This is a genomic window from Curtobacterium sp. RM9, from assembly GCF_054956955.1.
In genome coordinates, this window is the sequence record NZ_CM143271.1 from 1,204,958 (window position 1) to 1,221,356 (window position 16,399).

The following is a 16,399-nucleotide window of genomic DNA, read 5'->3' on the forward strand; positions in this document are numbered from 1 at the left end:
ACCCCGTGCGACCGCAGCTTCGGTTGTGGTCGTCGGAGACAATTCCTTTTGGATTGAATTGATTGTCAGTAGACAGTCTTTACAGTCAGTTTCAACTCGCTGACACTTCGGTGTTGGTTGTAATTTTTTTACGGAGAGTTTGATCCTGGCTCAGGACGAACGCTGGCGGCGTGCTTAACACATGCAAGTCGAACGATGATCAGGAGCTTGCTCCTGTGATTAGTGGCGAACGGGTGAGTAACACGTGAGTAACCTGCCCCTGACTCTGGGATAAGCGTTGGAAACGACGTCTAATACTGGATATGACTACTGGCCGCATGGTCTGGTGGTGGAAAGATTTTTTGGTTGGGGATGGACTCGCGGCCTATCAGCTTGTTGGTGAGGTAATGGCTCACCAAGGCGACGACGGGTAGCCGGCCTGAGAGGGTGACCGGCCACACTGGGACTGAGACACGGCCCAGACTCCTACGGGAGGCAGCAGTGGGGAATATTGCACAATGGGCGAAAGCCTGATGCAGCAACGCCGCGTGAGGGATGACGGCCTTCGGGTTGTAAACCTCTTTTAGTAGGGAAGAAGCGAAAGTGACGGTACCTGCAGAAAAAGCACCGGCTAACTACGTGCCAGCAGCCGCGGTAATACGTAGGGTGCAAGCGTTGTCCGGAATTATTGGGCGTAAAGAGCTCGTAGGCGGTTTGTCGCGTCTGCTGTGAAATCCCGAGGCTCAACCTCGGGCTTGCAGTGGGTACGGGCAGACTAGAGTGCGGTAGGGGAGATTGGAATTCCTGGTGTAGCGGTGGAATGCGCAGATATCAGGAGGAACACCGATGGCGAAGGCAGATCTCTGGGCCGTAACTGACGCTGAGGAGCGAAAGCGTGGGGAGCGAACAGGATTAGATACCCTGGTAGTCCACGCCGTAAACGTTGGGCGCTAGATGTAGGGACCTTTCCACGGTTTCTGTGTCGTAGCTAACGCATTAAGCGCCCCGCCTGGGGAGTACGGCCGCAAGGCTAAAACTCAAAGGAATTGACGGGGGCCCGCACAAGCGGCGGAGCATGCGGATTAATTCGATGCAACGCGAAGAACCTTACCAAGGCTTGACATACACCGGAAACGGCCAGAGATGGTCGCCCCCTTGTGGTCGGTGTACAGGTGGTGCATGGTTGTCGTCAGCTCGTGTCGTGAGATGTTGGGTTAAGTCCCGCAACGAGCGCAACCCTCGTTCTATGTTGCCAGCGCGTTATGGCGGGGACTCATAGGAGACTGCCGGGGTCAACTCGGAGGAAGGTGGGGATGACGTCAAATCATCATGCCCCTTATGTCTTGGGCTTCACGCATGCTACAATGGCCGGTACAAAGGGCTGCGATACCGTAAGGTGGAGCGAATCCCAAAAAGCCGGTCTCAGTTCGGATTGAGGTCTGCAACTCGACCTCATGAAGTCGGAGTCGCTAGTAATCGCAGATCAGCAACGCTGCGGTGAATACGTTCCCGGGCCTTGTACACACCGCCCGTCAAGTCATGAAAGTCGGTAACACCCGAAGCCGGTGGCCTAACCCTTGTGGAAGGAGCCGTCGAAGGTGGGATCGGTGATTAGGACTAAGTCGTAACAAGGTAGCCGTACCGGAAGGTGCGGCTGGATCACCTCCTTTCTAAGGAGCATCTGGCACCGTTTGGTGTCCAGGCGCCGGATCGAGACGAACGTTCTCGCCGGTAGCTCATGGGTGGAACATTGACAGTGCAGTCGGGAGCGTAGCTTCTGGCCTGAGTACGTCTGCTTCTTCGGGGGTGGGTTGGAACGGGTCGGGGTGAGCGGGTCGGCTGGTGCACGTTGTTGGGTCCTGAGGGACCAGGCTTCTCCTGCCGGTTGGTGGGAGGGTTGAGCCGTGTTGGGGAGTTGATCTTCCTGGCGGGTTCTTCGGTGGGCTGCATGAAGCTGACGCGTTGTGTGTTGGTGGAGTGTGGTGCCGATCGTATGTTGAGAACTACACAGTGGACGCGAGCATCTTAGATCGCTCGTGACGATGATGACGCCTTTCGGGGTGGTTGTTGTTGTTCGAGTCGATCGCAATTTTAATCTTTGTGGTCAAGTTTCTAAGAGCAAACGGTGGATGCCTTGGCATCTGGAGCCGAAGAAGGACGTAGAAATCTGCGATAAGCCTCGGGGAGCTGATAATCGAGCTGTGAGCCGAGGATTTCCGAATGGGGAAACCCCGCTGGGCGCTTTTGTGACCTGGTGACTCCCGCCTGAATATATAGGGCGGGTAGAGGGAACGTGGGGAAGTGAAACATCTCAGTACCCACAGGAAGAGAAAACAACATGTGATTCCGTGAGTAGTGGCGAGCGAAAGCGGATGAGGCTAAACCGATCATGTGTGATAGCCGGCGGGCGTTGCATGGTCGGGGTTGTGGGACACGTCGCTCAGTTCTGCCGGACTGGGGCGGTTACAGCGCATCATAGTCGAACCGGTTTGAAAGCCGGGCCGTAGTGGGTGCCAGCCCCGTAGACGAAATGGTGTTATGGCCGGATGTGTATCCCAAGTAGCACGGGGCCCGAGAAATCCCGTGTGAATCTGTCAGGACCACCTGATAAGCCTAAATACTCCCAGATGACCGATAGCGGACAAGTACCGTGAGGGAAAGGTGAAAAGTACCCCGGGAGGGGAGTGAAATAGTACCTGAAACCGTTTGCTTACAAACCGTCGGAGCATCCTTGTTGATGTGACGGCGTGCCTTTTGAAGAATGAGCCTGCGAGTTAGTGATATGTGGCGAGGTTAACCCGTGTGGGGCAGCCGTAGCGAAAGCGAGTCTGAATAGGGCGATTCAGTCGCATGTCCTAGACCCGAAGCGAAGTGATCTATCCATGGCCAGGTTGAAGCGACGGTAAGACGTCGTGGAGGACCGAACCCACTTCAGTTGAAAATGGAGGGGATGAGCTGTGGATAGGGGTGAAAGGCCAATCAAACTTCGTGATAGCTGGTTCTCTCCGAAATGCATTTAGGTGCAGCGTTGCGTGTTTCTCGCCGGAGGTAGAGCTACTGGATGGCCGATGGGCCTCAACAGGTTACTGACGTCAGCCAAACTCCGAATGCCGGTGAGTGAGAGCGCAGCAGTGAGACGGTGGGGGATAAGCTTCATCGTCGAGAGGGAAACAACCCAGACTACCAACTAAGGCCCCTAAGCGTGTGCTAAGTGGGAAAGGATGTGGAGTTGCACAGACAACCAGGAGGTTGGCTTAGAAGCAGCCACCCTTGAAAGAGTGCGTAATAGCTCACTGGTCAAGTGATTCCGCGCCGACAATGTAACGGGGCTCAAGCACACCGCCGAAGTTGTAGATTTCGCACACAGACAAGCCTTCGTGGTTCAGTCGTGCGGAGTGGTAGGAGAGCGTCGTGTGGCGAGTGAAGCGGCGGAGTAATCCAGCCGTGGACGCCACACGAGTGAGAATGCAGGCATGAGTAGCGAAAGACGGGTGAGAAACCCGTCCTCCGAAAGACCAAGGGTTCCAGGGCCAGGTTAATCCGCCCTGGGTAAGTCGGGACCTAAGGCGAGGCCGACAGGCGTAGTCGATGGACAACGGGTTGATATTCCCGTACCGGCGAACAACCGCCCAAGCTAATCCAGTGGTGCTAAGAGTCCTAACCCGGACTGTCCGGATCCCTTCGGGGTGATGGTGGCCGGTCTAACGCTCGACCCCATGCTGGTGCGGCTAGCGTATGAACAGGTGTGACGCAGGAAGGTAGCTGAGCCAGGCGATGGTATCCGTAAGGTGAACCTGGTGTAAGGATGTAGGGCTGACGATAGGCAAATCCGTCGTCTATATGCCTGAGACCCGACGCGTACCCGTAAGGGGAAATCAGTGATCCTATGCTGCCGAGAAAAGCATCGACGCGAGGTTGCAGCCGCCCGTACCCGAAACCGACTCAGGTGGTCAGGTAGAGAATACCAAGGAGATCGAGATAATCGTGGTTAAGGAACTCGGCAAAATGCCCCCGTAACTTCGGGAGAAGGGGGGCCGGACACGTGACACGACTTCTCGTTGTGGAGCGTTGAAGGCCGCAGAGACCAGTGGGAAGCGACTGTTTACTAAAAACACAGGTCCGTGCGAAGTCGCAAGACGATGTATACGGACTGACGCCTGCCCGGTGCTGGAAGGTTAAGAGGAGGGGTTAGCCTTTGGGCGAAGCTCTGAATTTAAGCCCCAGTAAACGGCGGTGGTAACTATAACCATCCTAAGGTAGCGAAATTCCTTGTCGGGTAAGTTCCGACCTGCACGAATGGCGTAACGACTTCCCAGCTGTCTCAACCGCGAACTCGGCGAAATTGCACTACGAGTAAAGATGCTCGTTACGCGCAGCAGGACGGAAAGACCCCGTGACCTTTACTACAGCTTGGTATTGGTGTTCGGTGTGGCTTGTGTAGGATAGGTGGGAGACTGTGAAGCGGGCACGCTAGTGTTCGTGGAGTCATTGTTGAAATACCACTCTGGTCACTCTGGATGTCTAACGTAGGACCCTGATCGGGTTCATGGACAGTGCCTGGTGGGTAGTTTAACTGGGGCGGTTGCCTCCCAAAGAGTAACGGAGGCGCCCAAAGGTTCCCTCAACCTGGTTGGCAATCAGGTGGCGAGTGTAAGTGCACAAGGGAGCTTGACTGTGAGACTGACAGGTCGAGCAGGGACGAAAGTCGGGACTAGTGATCCGGCAGTGGCTTGTGGAAGCGCTGTCGCTCAACGGATAAAAGGTACCTCGGGGATAACAGGCTGATCTTGCCCAAGAGTCCATATCGACGGCATGGTTTGGCACCTCGATGTCGGCTCGTCGCATCCTGGGGCTGGAGTAGGTCCCAAGGGTTGGGCTGTTCGCCCATTAAAGCGGTACGCGAGCTGGGTTTAGAACGTCGTGAGACAGTTCGGTCCCTATCCGCTGCGCGCGTTGGAAATTTGAGAAGATCTATCCCTAGTACGAGAGGACCGGGATGGACGAACCTCTGGTGTGTCAGTTGTTCTGCCAAGGGCACCGCTGATTAGCTACGTTCGGACCGGATAACCGCTGAAAGCATCTAAGCGGGAAGCCGTCTTCGAGATGAGATTTCCATGCACCTTGAGTGTGAGAGGCTCCCAGCAGACTACTGGGTTGATAGGCCGGATGTGGAAGCGGGGACTAACGACCCGTGGAGCTGACCGGTACTAATAAGCCGAAGACTTGACAACACACTTTTTACCCACACCATCCGTGGTGTGGGGCTCGCGTCCACTTTGTGGTTCCCGACAGACGATCGGGAACACGAGAACTGAACACCGCAATGCATGCGGGAACAGCTTTCTTGATCCAAGGGTCAAGTCGAAGGTGTTCCGGTGGTCATAGCGAGAGGGAAACGCCCGGTCACATTCCGAACCCGGAAGCTAAGCCTCTCAGCGCCGATGGTACTGCAAGGGGGACCTTGTGGGAGAGTAGGACGCCGCCGGACTCAAACATTGCACCACCAGGAAACCCCTGACCGGCACCGGTCAGGGGTTTTCTGCGTTCCAGGGACCTGTCGGGTCCATCGGCGGCAGTAGGATCGGCCGACGACGAAGGAGAGCGATGACCGGTCACCTCGAGGTCGCGCCGCCGGAGCCGGGAGCCGCTTGGCCGGTGCTGACCGATGCCACTCGTGCGGCCCTGCGCGAGATCCTCGTGCACGGTGTGCTGTCCCGGGCCGAGATCGCCCGGGCGCTCGGGCTGTCGCGGGCGAGCCTGACGCGTGCGGTCCGGACGCTCCAGGAGCACGGGTTCGTGGTGGACGTCGGGACCGGTGTCCGCGGCGTCACCGGGCGACCGTCGGAGCTGCTGCGGGCCAGCGCGGGTGCGTGGGAGTTCCTCGGCATCAAGCTCACGCCGGACCGTGTCTACGCGGCCGTGACGGACCTGGGCGGGCGCGTGCTCGCACTGCACGAGGAGGCGCTGCGGAACACCGAGCCCGGGGCACTGGTGGCGCAGGTGGCAGCAGTCGTGCGGGAACTCCGTCGGGCATCACCGGCGATCTGCGCGCTCGGGGTGTCCGTGCCCGGAGACGTCGTCACCCGCGACGGGATCACCGTGGTCGAGGTCTCGCAGTTCCTGGGATGGCGGGACGTCCCGCTGTCCGGGCTGCTCGAGACTGCGACCGGGCTCGTGACGCACACGTCGAACGACGTGGACGCACTGACCGCCAAGGAGCACTGGATCGGGGCCGGTGCGGGGGTCCGCTCGATGGCGCTCGTCACGGTCGGTACCGGCGTCGGCTTCGGGCTCGTCACGAACGGCGAGGTGTCCGAGGGCGCGCACGGGCGGTTCGGCCGGGTCGGGCACCTGCCGGTGTACGGCGGCGGTCCCGACTGCGGCGTGGGGCACCACGGGTGCGTCTCGAGCTACCTGCCGAGTTCGATCATCGCGCGGAACGCCGGTGCGGCCGATGACGCCTACGACGAGGTGGTCGAGCGTGCCAGGACGGGCGACCCTCGTGCGGTGCAGGCCTTCCGCGCCGCCGGCACGGCCCTCGGGGCGCTGCTCTCCTCGGTCGTGACGCTCGTGGACCCGGAGTCGATCGTCCTCACCGGCGACGGACTGCCGGTGTACGACATCGCCCGGGCCGAGGTCGACGAGGCATTCCGGCAGGGCCTGCGCCCGTACGACGCCGACGTCACCGTCGTCGTCCAGCCGTTCGAGTTCTCCGAGTGGGCCCGCGCCGCCGCCGTCCTCGCCGTCCGCCGCTCGCTCCGGTACTGAGGTCTTGCGCGCTTAGTTACACAAGTTGACAAACGTCGTCGCCGGACGGGATGCTGGTCATGTCCACCGTCGAAGGAGATGTCGTGACCGCTGCCCGTTCCGTGCCCTGGCCCACCGAGGGTCTGTCCTTCGGAGGTGACTACAGTCCCGAGCAGTGGCCGCGCGAGGTCTGGGACGAGGACGTCCGCCTCATGCGTGAGGCCGGGGTGAACCTGGTCACCGTCGGGGTGTTCTCGTGGGCACTGCTCGAGCGGTCGCCGGGGGAGTACACGTGGTCCTGGCTGGACGACGCGCTCGACCTGCTGCACGCCAACGGCATCGCGGTCGACCTCGCCACGCCCACCGCGGCGCCGCCGAACTGGCTCCTCACCGCGCACCCAGAGGTCCTGCCGGTGGACGCGACCGAGCGCCGTGAACGCCCTGGCGGACGACTCGGATGGTGCCCGGCGTCGCCGGTGTTCCGGGAGCACGCCCTGCGCATCGTCGGCGCGATCGCCGAGCGCTACGGGAAGCACCCGGCGGTCCGGTTGTGGCATGTCAGCAACGAGCTCGGTGGCGGCAACGGCCGCTGCTTCTGCGACGTGTCGGCAGCGGACTTCCGGCGTTGGCTCCGCGACCGGTACGCCGACGTCGACTCGGCGAACGCGGCGTGGGGCACGGCCTTCTGGGGGCACACCTACACGTCCTTCGACGAGGTGTCGCCGCCGCGCGGGGTCGGCGGTGCGCCGAACCCGGGACTCGCGCTCGACTTCGAGCGGTACTCGTCGGATGCGCTGCTCGCGCACTTCACGGCCGAGCGCGAGGTCATCGAGCGGCACTCGGACGTGCCGGTCACGACGAACTTCATGGTCGGCGCCGGCTCCCAGGTCGTCGACTACGCCGAGTGGGCCCGGCACGTCGCGATCCCGGCGAACGACCACTACACGCTGGTCGACGACCCGGACCGCGCGGAGGACCTCGCGGTGTCGGCGGACCGGATGCGCGGGATCACCAGGGGCCGCTCGCCCTGGTTGCTCATGGAGCACTCGACCGGTGGCCCGAGCTGGCAGCAGCGCAACCGGGCGAAGGAGCCCGGCGAATTGGTCCGGAACTCGCTCGCGCACGTCGCCCGTGGTTCCGACGGGGCGCTGTTCTTCCAGTGGCGCGCGTCGACCGCCGGAGCGGAGCAGTTCCACTCCGCGATGGTCCCGCACGCCGGCACGCGGACGCGGGTCTGGCGCGAGGTGTGCGCCCTCGGCCGGGCGCTCGAGGCGCTCGCCCAGGTGCAGGGCGCTCCGGTGGAACACGCACGGGTCGCGATCGTCGTGGACGAGGCGTCCGGCTGGGCGCTGCAGGCCGGACTGAAGCCGCACCGCGGGCTCCGGTACGGGCACGAGGTCCGGGCCTGGCACACCGCGTTCTGGCGTCGACAGGTGACCACCGACGTGGTGCCGCTCGACGCCGACCTGACCGGGTACGACGTGGTCGTCCTGCCGACCCTGTTCGTCGTCGACGAGGCCTCGGCCGTGCGGATCCGCGCCGTGGTCGACCGCGGCGCGACACTGCTCGTCACCTACGCCTCGGGCATCGTCGACGAGACCGCGCGGGTGCTCGCCGGGGGCTACCCGGGCGCCTTCCGTGCCGTGCTCGGCGTCTGGGCGGAGGAGTTCGTGCCGCTGCAGCGCGACCAGCACGTGCGGCTCGACGACGGCACCGTGGTCACCGACTGGGCCGAGGACCTCGTGGTCGAGGACGCCGTCGTCGTGCTGCGTCACGTGGACGGCCCGCTCGCCGGCCGACCGGCGGTCACCCGCCGTGCCGCGGGCGGCGGGGTCTGGTACGTGTCCGCGATGCTCGACCAGGACGGCGTGCAGCGGATCGTGGACCGCGTCGTCGAGGAGCGGGCGGTCCCGCGGACGGTCACCGCGCCTCCCGGCCTGGAGGCGGTACGCCGCGTCCGCCAGGACGGTGCGGGGGTCCTGTTCCTCCTCAACCACCGCGCGGACGACGTCACGGTCGTCGCGTCCGGTACGGACCTGATCGACGGCTCCGGGCAGGGCCCGGAGACCGTCGTCCCCGCGGGCGGCGTCCGCGTGCTGCTCGAGGCGGCCACGGCATGACCGTCGTGGACCGCGACCCCGCGGCCACCGCGCTGCCCGAGCGGATCGTGCACGTCCTCCGTGGTGGTGGCGTCGGACTGGTGCTCGCCGCCCGTCCGGACGGCCTGCCCGAGGTGCTGCACTGGGGTCGGGACACCGGCCCGGTGTCGGCGTCGGACGCGGCCGACCTCGTGCTGGCGCAGGACCGAGCGGTCTCGCCGAGCGCCTACGACGCCGCCTGGCCGCTGACGCTGCTGCCGACCGAGCACGACGGCTGGGAGGGCCGACCGGCGATCGCCGGGCAGGTCGGCGGACGGCCGCTCGTGCCGGTCTGGCACCGGGTCACCGTGGCCGAGGCGGAAGGGTCGCTCGTCGTCGACGCGGTCTCGGCCGAGCTGACGCTGTCCGTCGTGCTCGCGCTCGACGCGGCCGGGGTCCTCCGGGTCCGGCAGACGGTCACGAACACCGGCGCCGAGGACGTCGAGCTGTCGGCGTTCGAGGCGGTGCTGCCGATCGGGGACCGTGCGGCGGAGGTGCTCGACCTGGCCGGCAAGTGGACCCGTGAGCGGACACCGCAGCGGCGGGCGCTGACCGAGGGGGTGCACGTGCGCGAGAGCCGTCGCGGACGCACGGGCCACGACGCCCCGACGCTGACGGTGCTCGGCACGGCCGGCTTCGACGACGCGCTCGGCGAGGTCTGGGCCGTCCACCCGGCGTGGAGCGCCGACGCCGTGCACCGCATCGACCGGCTGGCGGAGGCTCGGACCCTGCTCGGTGCCGGGGAACTGCTGCGGCCGGGCGAGGTGGTCCTCCGACCGGGGGAGGGCTTCGCCGCGCCCGAGGCCGTCTTCGTCTGGAGCGACGCCGGGCTGGACGGGCTGTCGGCGCGCCTGCACGACTCGCTCCGTGCCCGGCCGGGACACCCGCGCACGCCGCGCCCGGTGGTCCTCAACACGTGGGAGGCGGTCTACTTCCGGCAGGAGCTGGAGCCGCTGCTCGACCTGGCCCGGGTGGCCGCGGACGTCGGGGTCGAGCGGTTCGTGCTCGACGACGGGTGGTTCACCGGCCGCCGGTCCGACACGACCTCGCTCGGGGACTGGTCCGTGGACGCCGAGGTCTGGCCGGACGGGCTCGGTCCGCTGGTCGACGGGGTGCGCGCACTGGGCATGGACTTCGGGCTCTGGTTCGAGCCGGAGTGCGTCAGCCCGGTGTCGGCCCTCGCCGAGGCACACCCGGACTGGTTCCTGCAGGATCCCGGTGACGCCCGGACCTGGCGGCACGAGTACACGCTCGACTTCGCGGACCCGGACGTCCGCGCACACGTCCTCGACCGCATGTCCGCGGTGATCGAGGAGCACCACGTCGACTTCGTGAAGTGGGACCAGAACCGGGACGTCGTGCAGACCGTGCACGCGGGACGGGTCGGCCTCGGCGACCACACCCGCGGCGTCTACGCGGTGATGGACGAGCTCCGTCGTCGGCACCCGTGGCTGGAGATCGAGGCGTGCGCGTCCGGCGGTGCCCGGGTCGACCTCGGCGTGCTCGAGCGGACCGACCGCGTCTGGGCCTCGGACTCGAACGACGCCATGGAGCGGCTGGCGATCCAACGGTGGACCGAGCTGCTGCTGCCGCCGGAGCTCATCGGGTCGCACGTCGGCCCCGAGGTCGCGCACACCACGGGCCGGCACCTCGACCTCGACTTCCGGATGGCGGTGTCGCTCTTCGGCAGCGCCGGCATCGAGACCGACGTCACGCGCTGCACGCCCGCCGAACGCGACCGGCTGCGCGAGTGGACCGCACTGTACAAGCGGGAGCGGAGATTGCTGCACACCGGGCGGGTGCACCACGTCGACGTGGGCGACCCGGGACTCGGGACGACGGTCGTCGTCGCCGCGGACCGGTCTCGGGCACTGGCGCGGGTGGTGCGGACCGAGACCGGGCCGCGGGCGCTCGCCGTCCCGCTGCGGTTCCGCGGGCTCGATCGCGAGCGGCGCTACCGGCTGGCGCCGGTGACCGGACTGCGCGTGCCGAAGGGCGTCGACGTCACGCGGACGCCGTGGCTGGAGCGGGGCAGCGTCGAACTGCCCGGGGCGGTGCTCGAGGACCTGGGTGTCCGGCTCCCGTCGCTCACGCCCGGCACCGCCCTGGTGCTCGAGGTACAGGCGCTCTGACGGGACGACGAGAGGGGGCCGCGCACGTGCGCGGCCCCCTTCCGTCGTGGCACCCGTCGTCGCTGGCGGGTCAGGGGAGCAGGTCGCCGGTGTGCCGGAGGACGAGCGGCCCGACGAGCGCCTCGGCGTCGACACCGGGCGCGCGCGTCACCGTGAACACCACCTGCTCGCCCGGGAGCAGCGACACCAGTCCGTCGTCCACCCGGGCGGTCGGCACGATCCGGTCCGGGAAGAGCGACAGGTCGCGGACGTACCCGGTCGCCGTCACCGTGACCCGGGCCCCGTCCGTCGTGGTGGCCACCTCGGTCGTGAACGGCCGACGCTCGAGGCGCTGGTCGACCACCTCGGCGAGGTCGTGCACCCGCCGACCGGACGACGAACCGGAGACGACGAGGACCTCGCCGGCGGGGTCCTCCGACCGGGCGACCTCGACGGGGAGCAGGAGCCGTGCGGCATCGGCCGGCCCGACGGTCACGGACGCGCGCACCGTCGCCAGCACCGTCCCGTCGAAGGACCGTCGCTCCACGACGAGGGTGTCCTCGACCGTCCCGGCACCCGCGTTGACGACGACGACCTCGGTGCCGGTGGCGTCCTCGGACCGCTGCACGGTGGCGAGGACCGGACGGTAGGCCTGCCGCACCGCGTACCAGACCGGCTTGCGGTGGCCGGCGTGGTCGACGAGCGCCCAGGAGACCACGGGCCAGTCGTCGTTGAGCTGCCAGACGACCATGCCGGTGTTGTCCGGGGTGCGGGACCGGAACCACTCCATGCCGAACCGGATCGCGTGCGCCTGGTTGAGCTGCGCCGCCCAGTGCCAGTCCTCGATGCTCCGCGGCTCGGGCAGGTGGCCGCGCATGCCGTCGGCGAGCTTCCGGTTCCCCTCGTGGGCCTTCTGGTGCACGAGCATCTCGTGGCCGTCCGGGTCGAGGGGCTCGTCGTGCACGACCGCGGTCAGGGTCGACCAGGCCGGGGGACCCTGGTACCCGAACTCGGCGACGAACCGGGGGTGCCAGTCGGCGTAGGCGGTGTAGTCCTTCGTGTTCCAGACGTCCCAGATGTGCACCGTGCCGTTCCGGTCGTCGTTCGGGTGCAGGTACTCGTCGAACGAAAACGGTGAGCCGGGCGTGTACGGGCGGGTCGGGTCGAGTTCCGCGACGATCGCGGGCAGCACGGAGCGGTAGTACCCGTCTCCCCAGGTGCGTCCGACGAGCGAGGGCCGCCAGCCCCACTCGGCGTAGGCGACGAGGTTCTCGTTGTTGCCGTTCCAGACCACGAGCGAGGGGTGCGGGCTGAGGCGGGTGACGGCCTCGCGGACCTCGGGCTCCACCTCGTCGGCGAGCCAGGGCTCCTCGGCGTAGGCGGCGCAGGCGAACAGGAAGTCCTGCCACACCAGCACGCCGAGCTCGTCGCAGCGGTCGTAGAGGTCGTCGGACTCGTAGATGCCGCCGCCCCAGATCCGGAGCAGGTTGACGTTCGCCGCGACGGCGTCGTCGATCCGCTCGGCGTACCGCTCAGGGGTCATCTCGGTCAGGTAGGCGTGGTCCGGGATCCAGTTGACACCGCGCACGATCACCGGCTCGTCGTTCACGCGGAGCAGGAACGGCGCCCCGCCGGCGTCCGCCGCGGTGTCGAGCGTGACCGTCCGGAAGCCGACGCGGCCGGTCCAGACGTCGTCGCCGACCTCGACGCGGACGTCGTACAGGGGCTGCTCGCCGTGGCCGCGGGGCCACCAGACCGCCACGTCGGGCAGCTCGAGGCGGACCGCAGCGGACCCGGCGGCGCGACCACCGGTGACGGGGCGCGACCCCGTGACGGACGTGCCGTGTCCGGACACGGTGATCCGCGCCTCCAGGCCGGTGCCGGTGGTGCCCTCGACCACCGGGGCCGAGCCGATGTGCTGGCGGAACCCGCCGGCGGTGCCCGCGTATTCGATGTCGACGTGCGCCGTGAGCACGCCGGTGGTCCCGTCGACGCCGACGAGCGGACGGACCGCGGCGATCCGCACGCCGCTCCACGACTCGATGCCGATCGACCGCCAGATGCCGCTCGTCGCGACGTCGACGCCCCAGTCCCAGCCGAAGTTCGACGCGTTCTTGCGGAGCGCGTTGTACGGGTGGTGGTTCACGTGGGGGAGTTCGCCACCGTGCAGCTCCGACAGCCGCACGGCTGCCGGGACGGGCGCGTCGAAGGTGACCACGAGCTCGTTCTCCCCCGGTCGGAGGAGGTGCCCGACCGGGAACCGGTAGGACCGGTGCTGGTTCGCGGTCGTGCCGACGACCAGGCCGTTCAGCTCGACGGTGGCCAGGGTGTCGAGTCCCTCGGCCACGAGGTCGTGCCGTTCGTCGCCCCCGCTGCCGTCCCAGTCGAAGGTCCGCCGGTACCGCCAGACGGTGTCGCCGATCCACTGCGTCGCCGCCTCGCCGTCGCCGTCGAACGGGTCCGGGATCCGCCCGGCGCGCAGGAGGTCGGTGTGCACGCATCCGGGCACCACCGCCTCGATGGGGGACCGGAACGGCTCGGACGCGCTCGGTCCGGTCACCGCCTCGAGGGTCCAGGGGCCGTCCAGTGTCGTGCGCTCCATCGCGCCTCCTCAGATCGTCGTGCCAGTGCTTGACCGGGTTAGTTTAGCCGTGTAACAATCGCCGTCAACGAACAGGACTGCGACGGAGCAGACCGAGAGGACAACGATGTCAGCACTCAAGCGTTCACGGCGGCTCGCCATCGCAGCCGCGGCCATCGTCACCACCGCCGGGCTCGCCCTGACCGGCTGCAGCTCGAGCGGGAACGCGGCGTCGTCCGACTCGGCGTCGACCCTCGTCGCCTACACCGGACAGTCGGGCGACTACCAGATCAACTTCAACCCGTGGTCCCCGTCGAACATCGGCGGCATCGGGACCGTCTACGAGAGCCTCTTCTTCATCACGAACGTGAACACCGAGGACCCGAAGCCGCTCCTCGGCACGAGCTACGCGTGGAACGCGGACGGAACGCAGCTCACCATCGACCTGCGCAAGGGCGTGCAGTGGAGCGACGGCAAGCCCTTCACGTCGAAGGACGTCGTGTTCACGCTCGACATGCTCAAAAAGGACAAGTCCCTCAACTCCATCGGGTACACCGGCACCGCGAAGGCTGAGGGCGACGAGAAGGTCGTCGTCTCGTTCGACGAGCCCTCGTTCGTGCTCGGCCCGAACCTGCTCGGCAAGACCTGGATCGTGCCCGAGCACCTGTGGAAGGACATCGACCCGGCCACCGACGTGATGCGCGAGCCGGTCGGCACCGGGCCGTACACGCTCGGCAGCTTCAAGGCACAGGCGTTCACCCTCACCGCGAACAAGGACTACTGGGGCGGCGCCCCGGCCGTGAAGACGGTCCGCTACCTGTCCCTCTCCGGCAACACCGCCGGAGCGGATGCCCTCAAGCAGGGCTCGATCGACTGGCAGACCGGCCCCGTCCCGAACATGGACGACATCAAGGGCAACTACCCCGGCTACGACGGCATCACGATCGGGCAGAACCAGATGGCCCTGATCACCTGCGCGAACACCGACCTCGGGTGCACCGGACCGCAGACCGACCCGGCCGTCCGACACGCCGTCGCCGACGCGATCAACCGCAAGCAGCTCAACTCGCTCGCGTTCGCGAACACCGCGAGCGACATCTCGCCGACCTTCGCGCTGACCACCACGCAGGAGGACAAGATCTCGAAGGACGTGTCGCCCGCGGTGATGCCGGACAGCGCCGACACCGACGCGGCCGCCTCGACCCTCGAGGGCGCCGGGTGGAAGAAGGGCTCCGACGGCATCTACGCCAAGGACGGGCAGAAGCTCTCGCTGACCGTCGAGGTCGTGACCGGCTGGACCGACTACATCACCGCCATCGACACGATGACTCAGCAGCTCAAGGCGGCGGGCATCGAGCTCAAGGCACAGCAGTCCTCGTGGAACGAGTGGACCGACAAGAAGACGAAGGGCCAGTTCCAGCTCGCGATCGACTCGCTCGGCCAGGGCCCGACCGCGAACCCGTACTACCTGTACAACAACAACCTCGCCACGTCGAACACGGCGAAGGTCGGTGAGGCCGCAGCGACGAACCTGTCCCGCTACAGCAACCCCGACGTCGACGGGGCGCTCGCGAAGCTCAAGGCGATCAACCCCGAGGACACCGCGGCCACCCAGCCCGAACTCGACACCATCCAGCAGCACCTCGTCGAGGACATGCCGTACATCCCGATCCTCACCGGCGGCACGACGAGCGAGGTGCACACGGCGAAGTTCACCGGCTGGCCGACCCAGGACGACCTGTACGCCTTCCCGGCGATCTGGGCGAGCCCGGACAACGCCGAGGTGTTCAAGGCCCTGAAGCCCGTCAAGGGCTGACGGCGGACCGCGACCGAGGAGCACTCGTATGCAGTACTTCCTGCGCAAGATCGGCTTCTACGTCGTCGCCCTCTGGGCGGCGCTGACGCTGAACTTCATCATCCCCCGGCTCCTGCCCGGGAACCCGGTGGACATCCTGCTCGCCAAGCTCCAGCAGCGCGGCGGCCAGATCACCCCGGAGACCAGGGAGGCGTACCAGCTGCTCCTCGGTGGCGACTCCTCGCAGCCGCTCATCGTGCAGTACGGCCAGTACCTCGGCAACGTCTTCCGCGGTGACCTCGGGGTGTCGGTGAGCTACTTCCCGGCACCCGTGACCGAGGTCATCGGGAGCTCGCTGCCGTGGACCATCGCGCTGGTCGGGATCGCCACGGTCCTGGCCGCCGTGATCGGGGTCGGCCTCGGCGCCTTCGTGGGCTGGAAGCCCGGCACCTGGCTCGACTCGTTCGTGCCGGCGACCACCCTGCTCGCCGCGGTGCCGTACTTCTGGCTCGCGCTGATCCTCGTCTACTTCTTCGCGACCGGACTCCACCTGTTCCCGGCGCAGGGCGGCTACGACGTCGTCCTGGACCCCGGGTTCAACGGTCCGTTCCTCATGTCGGCGCTCGAGTACGGGGTGCTGCCTGCGGCGACGATCGTGCTCGCCTCGCTCGGCGGCTGGCTGCTCGGGATGCGCAACATGATGGTCTCGACGCTGTCCGAGGACTACATCACGACGGCGCTCGCGAAGGGCCTGGCCCCCGGCAAGGTGCTCCGCAACTACGCCGCCCGCAACGCCGTGCTGCCGTCGGTGGCCGGGTTCGCGATCTCGCTCGGGTTCATCGTCTCCGGCTCGGTCGTCACCGAGCAGGTGTTCTCGTACCCGGGCATCGGCTCGAAGCTCCTGTCCGCGGTCACGAACAACGACTACGCGCTCATGCAGGGCATCTTCCTGTTCATCACCCTCGCGGTGCTCGGCGCGAACCTCGTCGTCGACCTGCTGTACGGGCTCATCGACCCGCGCACCCGGGCCCGGAGCTAGGAGGACACG

General features: G+C 66.4%; 6 protein-coding genes and 3 rRNA genes. 8 read left to right on the forward strand and 1 reads right to left on the reverse strand.

Annotated features, from left to right (window positions below; genetic code table 11):
- Window positions 1-127: 127 nt before the first annotated feature.
- The 6 genes from ACY3FI_RS05730 to ACY3FI_RS05755 all read left to right on the forward strand — a co-directional run bounded on the left by ACY3FI_RS05730 (window position 128) and on the right by ACY3FI_RS05755 (window position 10,996).
- Window positions 128-1,649 (forward strand): 16S ribosomal RNA (locus tag ACY3FI_RS05730).
- A 432-nt stretch (window positions 1,650-2,081) separates the two neighbouring features.
- Window positions 2,082-5,210: ribosomal RNA gene (locus tag ACY3FI_RS05735) — 23S ribosomal RNA — on the forward strand.
- A gap of 140 nt (window positions 5,211-5,350) precedes the next feature.
- A 5S ribosomal RNA gene (gene rrf, locus ACY3FI_RS05740) occupies window positions 5,351-5,467 on the forward strand.
- The 16S, 23S and 5S rRNA genes sit together here, the layout of an rRNA operon.
- 116 nt (window positions 5,468-5,583) lie before the next feature.
- On the forward strand, window positions 5,584-6,747 hold the full coding sequence (locus ACY3FI_RS05745) for an ROK family transcriptional regulator (RefSeq protein WP_462549820.1): 1,164 nt from the start codon (window positions 5,584-5,586) through the stop codon (window positions 6,745-6,747).
- Between the two features lie 83 nt (window positions 6,748-6,830).
- On the forward strand, window positions 6,831-8,846 hold the full coding sequence (locus ACY3FI_RS05750) for a beta-galactosidase (RefSeq protein WP_462549821.1): 2,016 nt from the start codon (window positions 6,831-6,833) through the stop codon (window positions 8,844-8,846).
- On the forward strand, window positions 8,843-10,996 hold the full coding sequence (locus ACY3FI_RS05755; protein ID WP_462549822.1) for an alpha-galactosidase: 2,154 nt from the start codon (window positions 8,843-8,845) through the stop codon (window positions 10,994-10,996). Before ACY3FI_RS05750 ends, ACY3FI_RS05755 begins: the two co-directional genes overlap by 4 nt.
- A 70-nt stretch (window positions 10,997-11,066) precedes the next feature.
- Here ACY3FI_RS05755 and ACY3FI_RS05760 read toward each other — a convergent pair whose 3' ends face one another.
- Entirely contained in the window at window positions 11,067-13,577 is a 2,511-nt protein-coding gene (locus ACY3FI_RS05760) for a glycoside hydrolase family 2 protein (RefSeq protein ID WP_462549823.1), read from the reverse strand.
- A 106-nt stretch (window positions 13,578-13,683) separates the two neighbouring features.
- Between ACY3FI_RS05760 and ACY3FI_RS05765 the strand changes: the two genes are divergently transcribed.
- Together ACY3FI_RS05765 and ACY3FI_RS05770 are read left to right on the forward strand one after the other, a co-directional pair.
- Complete coding sequence (locus ACY3FI_RS05765) at window positions 13,684-15,372, forward strand: ABC transporter substrate-binding protein (RefSeq protein WP_462549824.1); 1,689 nt, start codon at window positions 13,684-13,686, stop codon at window positions 15,370-15,372.
- Between the two features lie 28 nt (window positions 15,373-15,400).
- A complete protein-coding gene (locus ACY3FI_RS05770; RefSeq protein ID WP_462549825.1) occupies window positions 15,401-16,390 on the forward strand; it encodes an ABC transporter permease in 990 nt (329 codons plus the stop codon).
- Window positions 16,391-16,399 lie beyond the last annotated feature (9 nt).

Excerpts from the sequence above, each read along its gene's own strand:
- ACY3FI_RS05745 (WP_462549820.1), top strand. The coding sequence starts at position 5,584 with ATGACCGGTCACCTCGAGGTCGCGCCGCCGGAGCCGGGAGCCGCTTGG.
- ACY3FI_RS05755 (WP_462549822.1), top strand. The coding sequence starts at position 8,843 with ATGACCGTCGTGGACCGCGACCCCGCGGCCACCGCGCTGCCCGAGCGG.
- ACY3FI_RS05760 (WP_462549823.1), bottom strand. The coding sequence starts at position 13,577 with ATGGAGCGCACGACACTGGACGGCCCCTGGACCCTCGAGGCGGTGACC.
- ACY3FI_RS05765 (WP_462549824.1), top strand. The coding sequence starts at position 13,684 with ATGTCAGCACTCAAGCGTTCACGGCGGCTCGCCATCGCAGCCGCGGCC.
- ACY3FI_RS05770 (WP_462549825.1), top strand. The coding sequence starts at position 15,401 with ATGCAGTACTTCCTGCGCAAGATCGGCTTCTACGTCGTCGCCCTCTGG.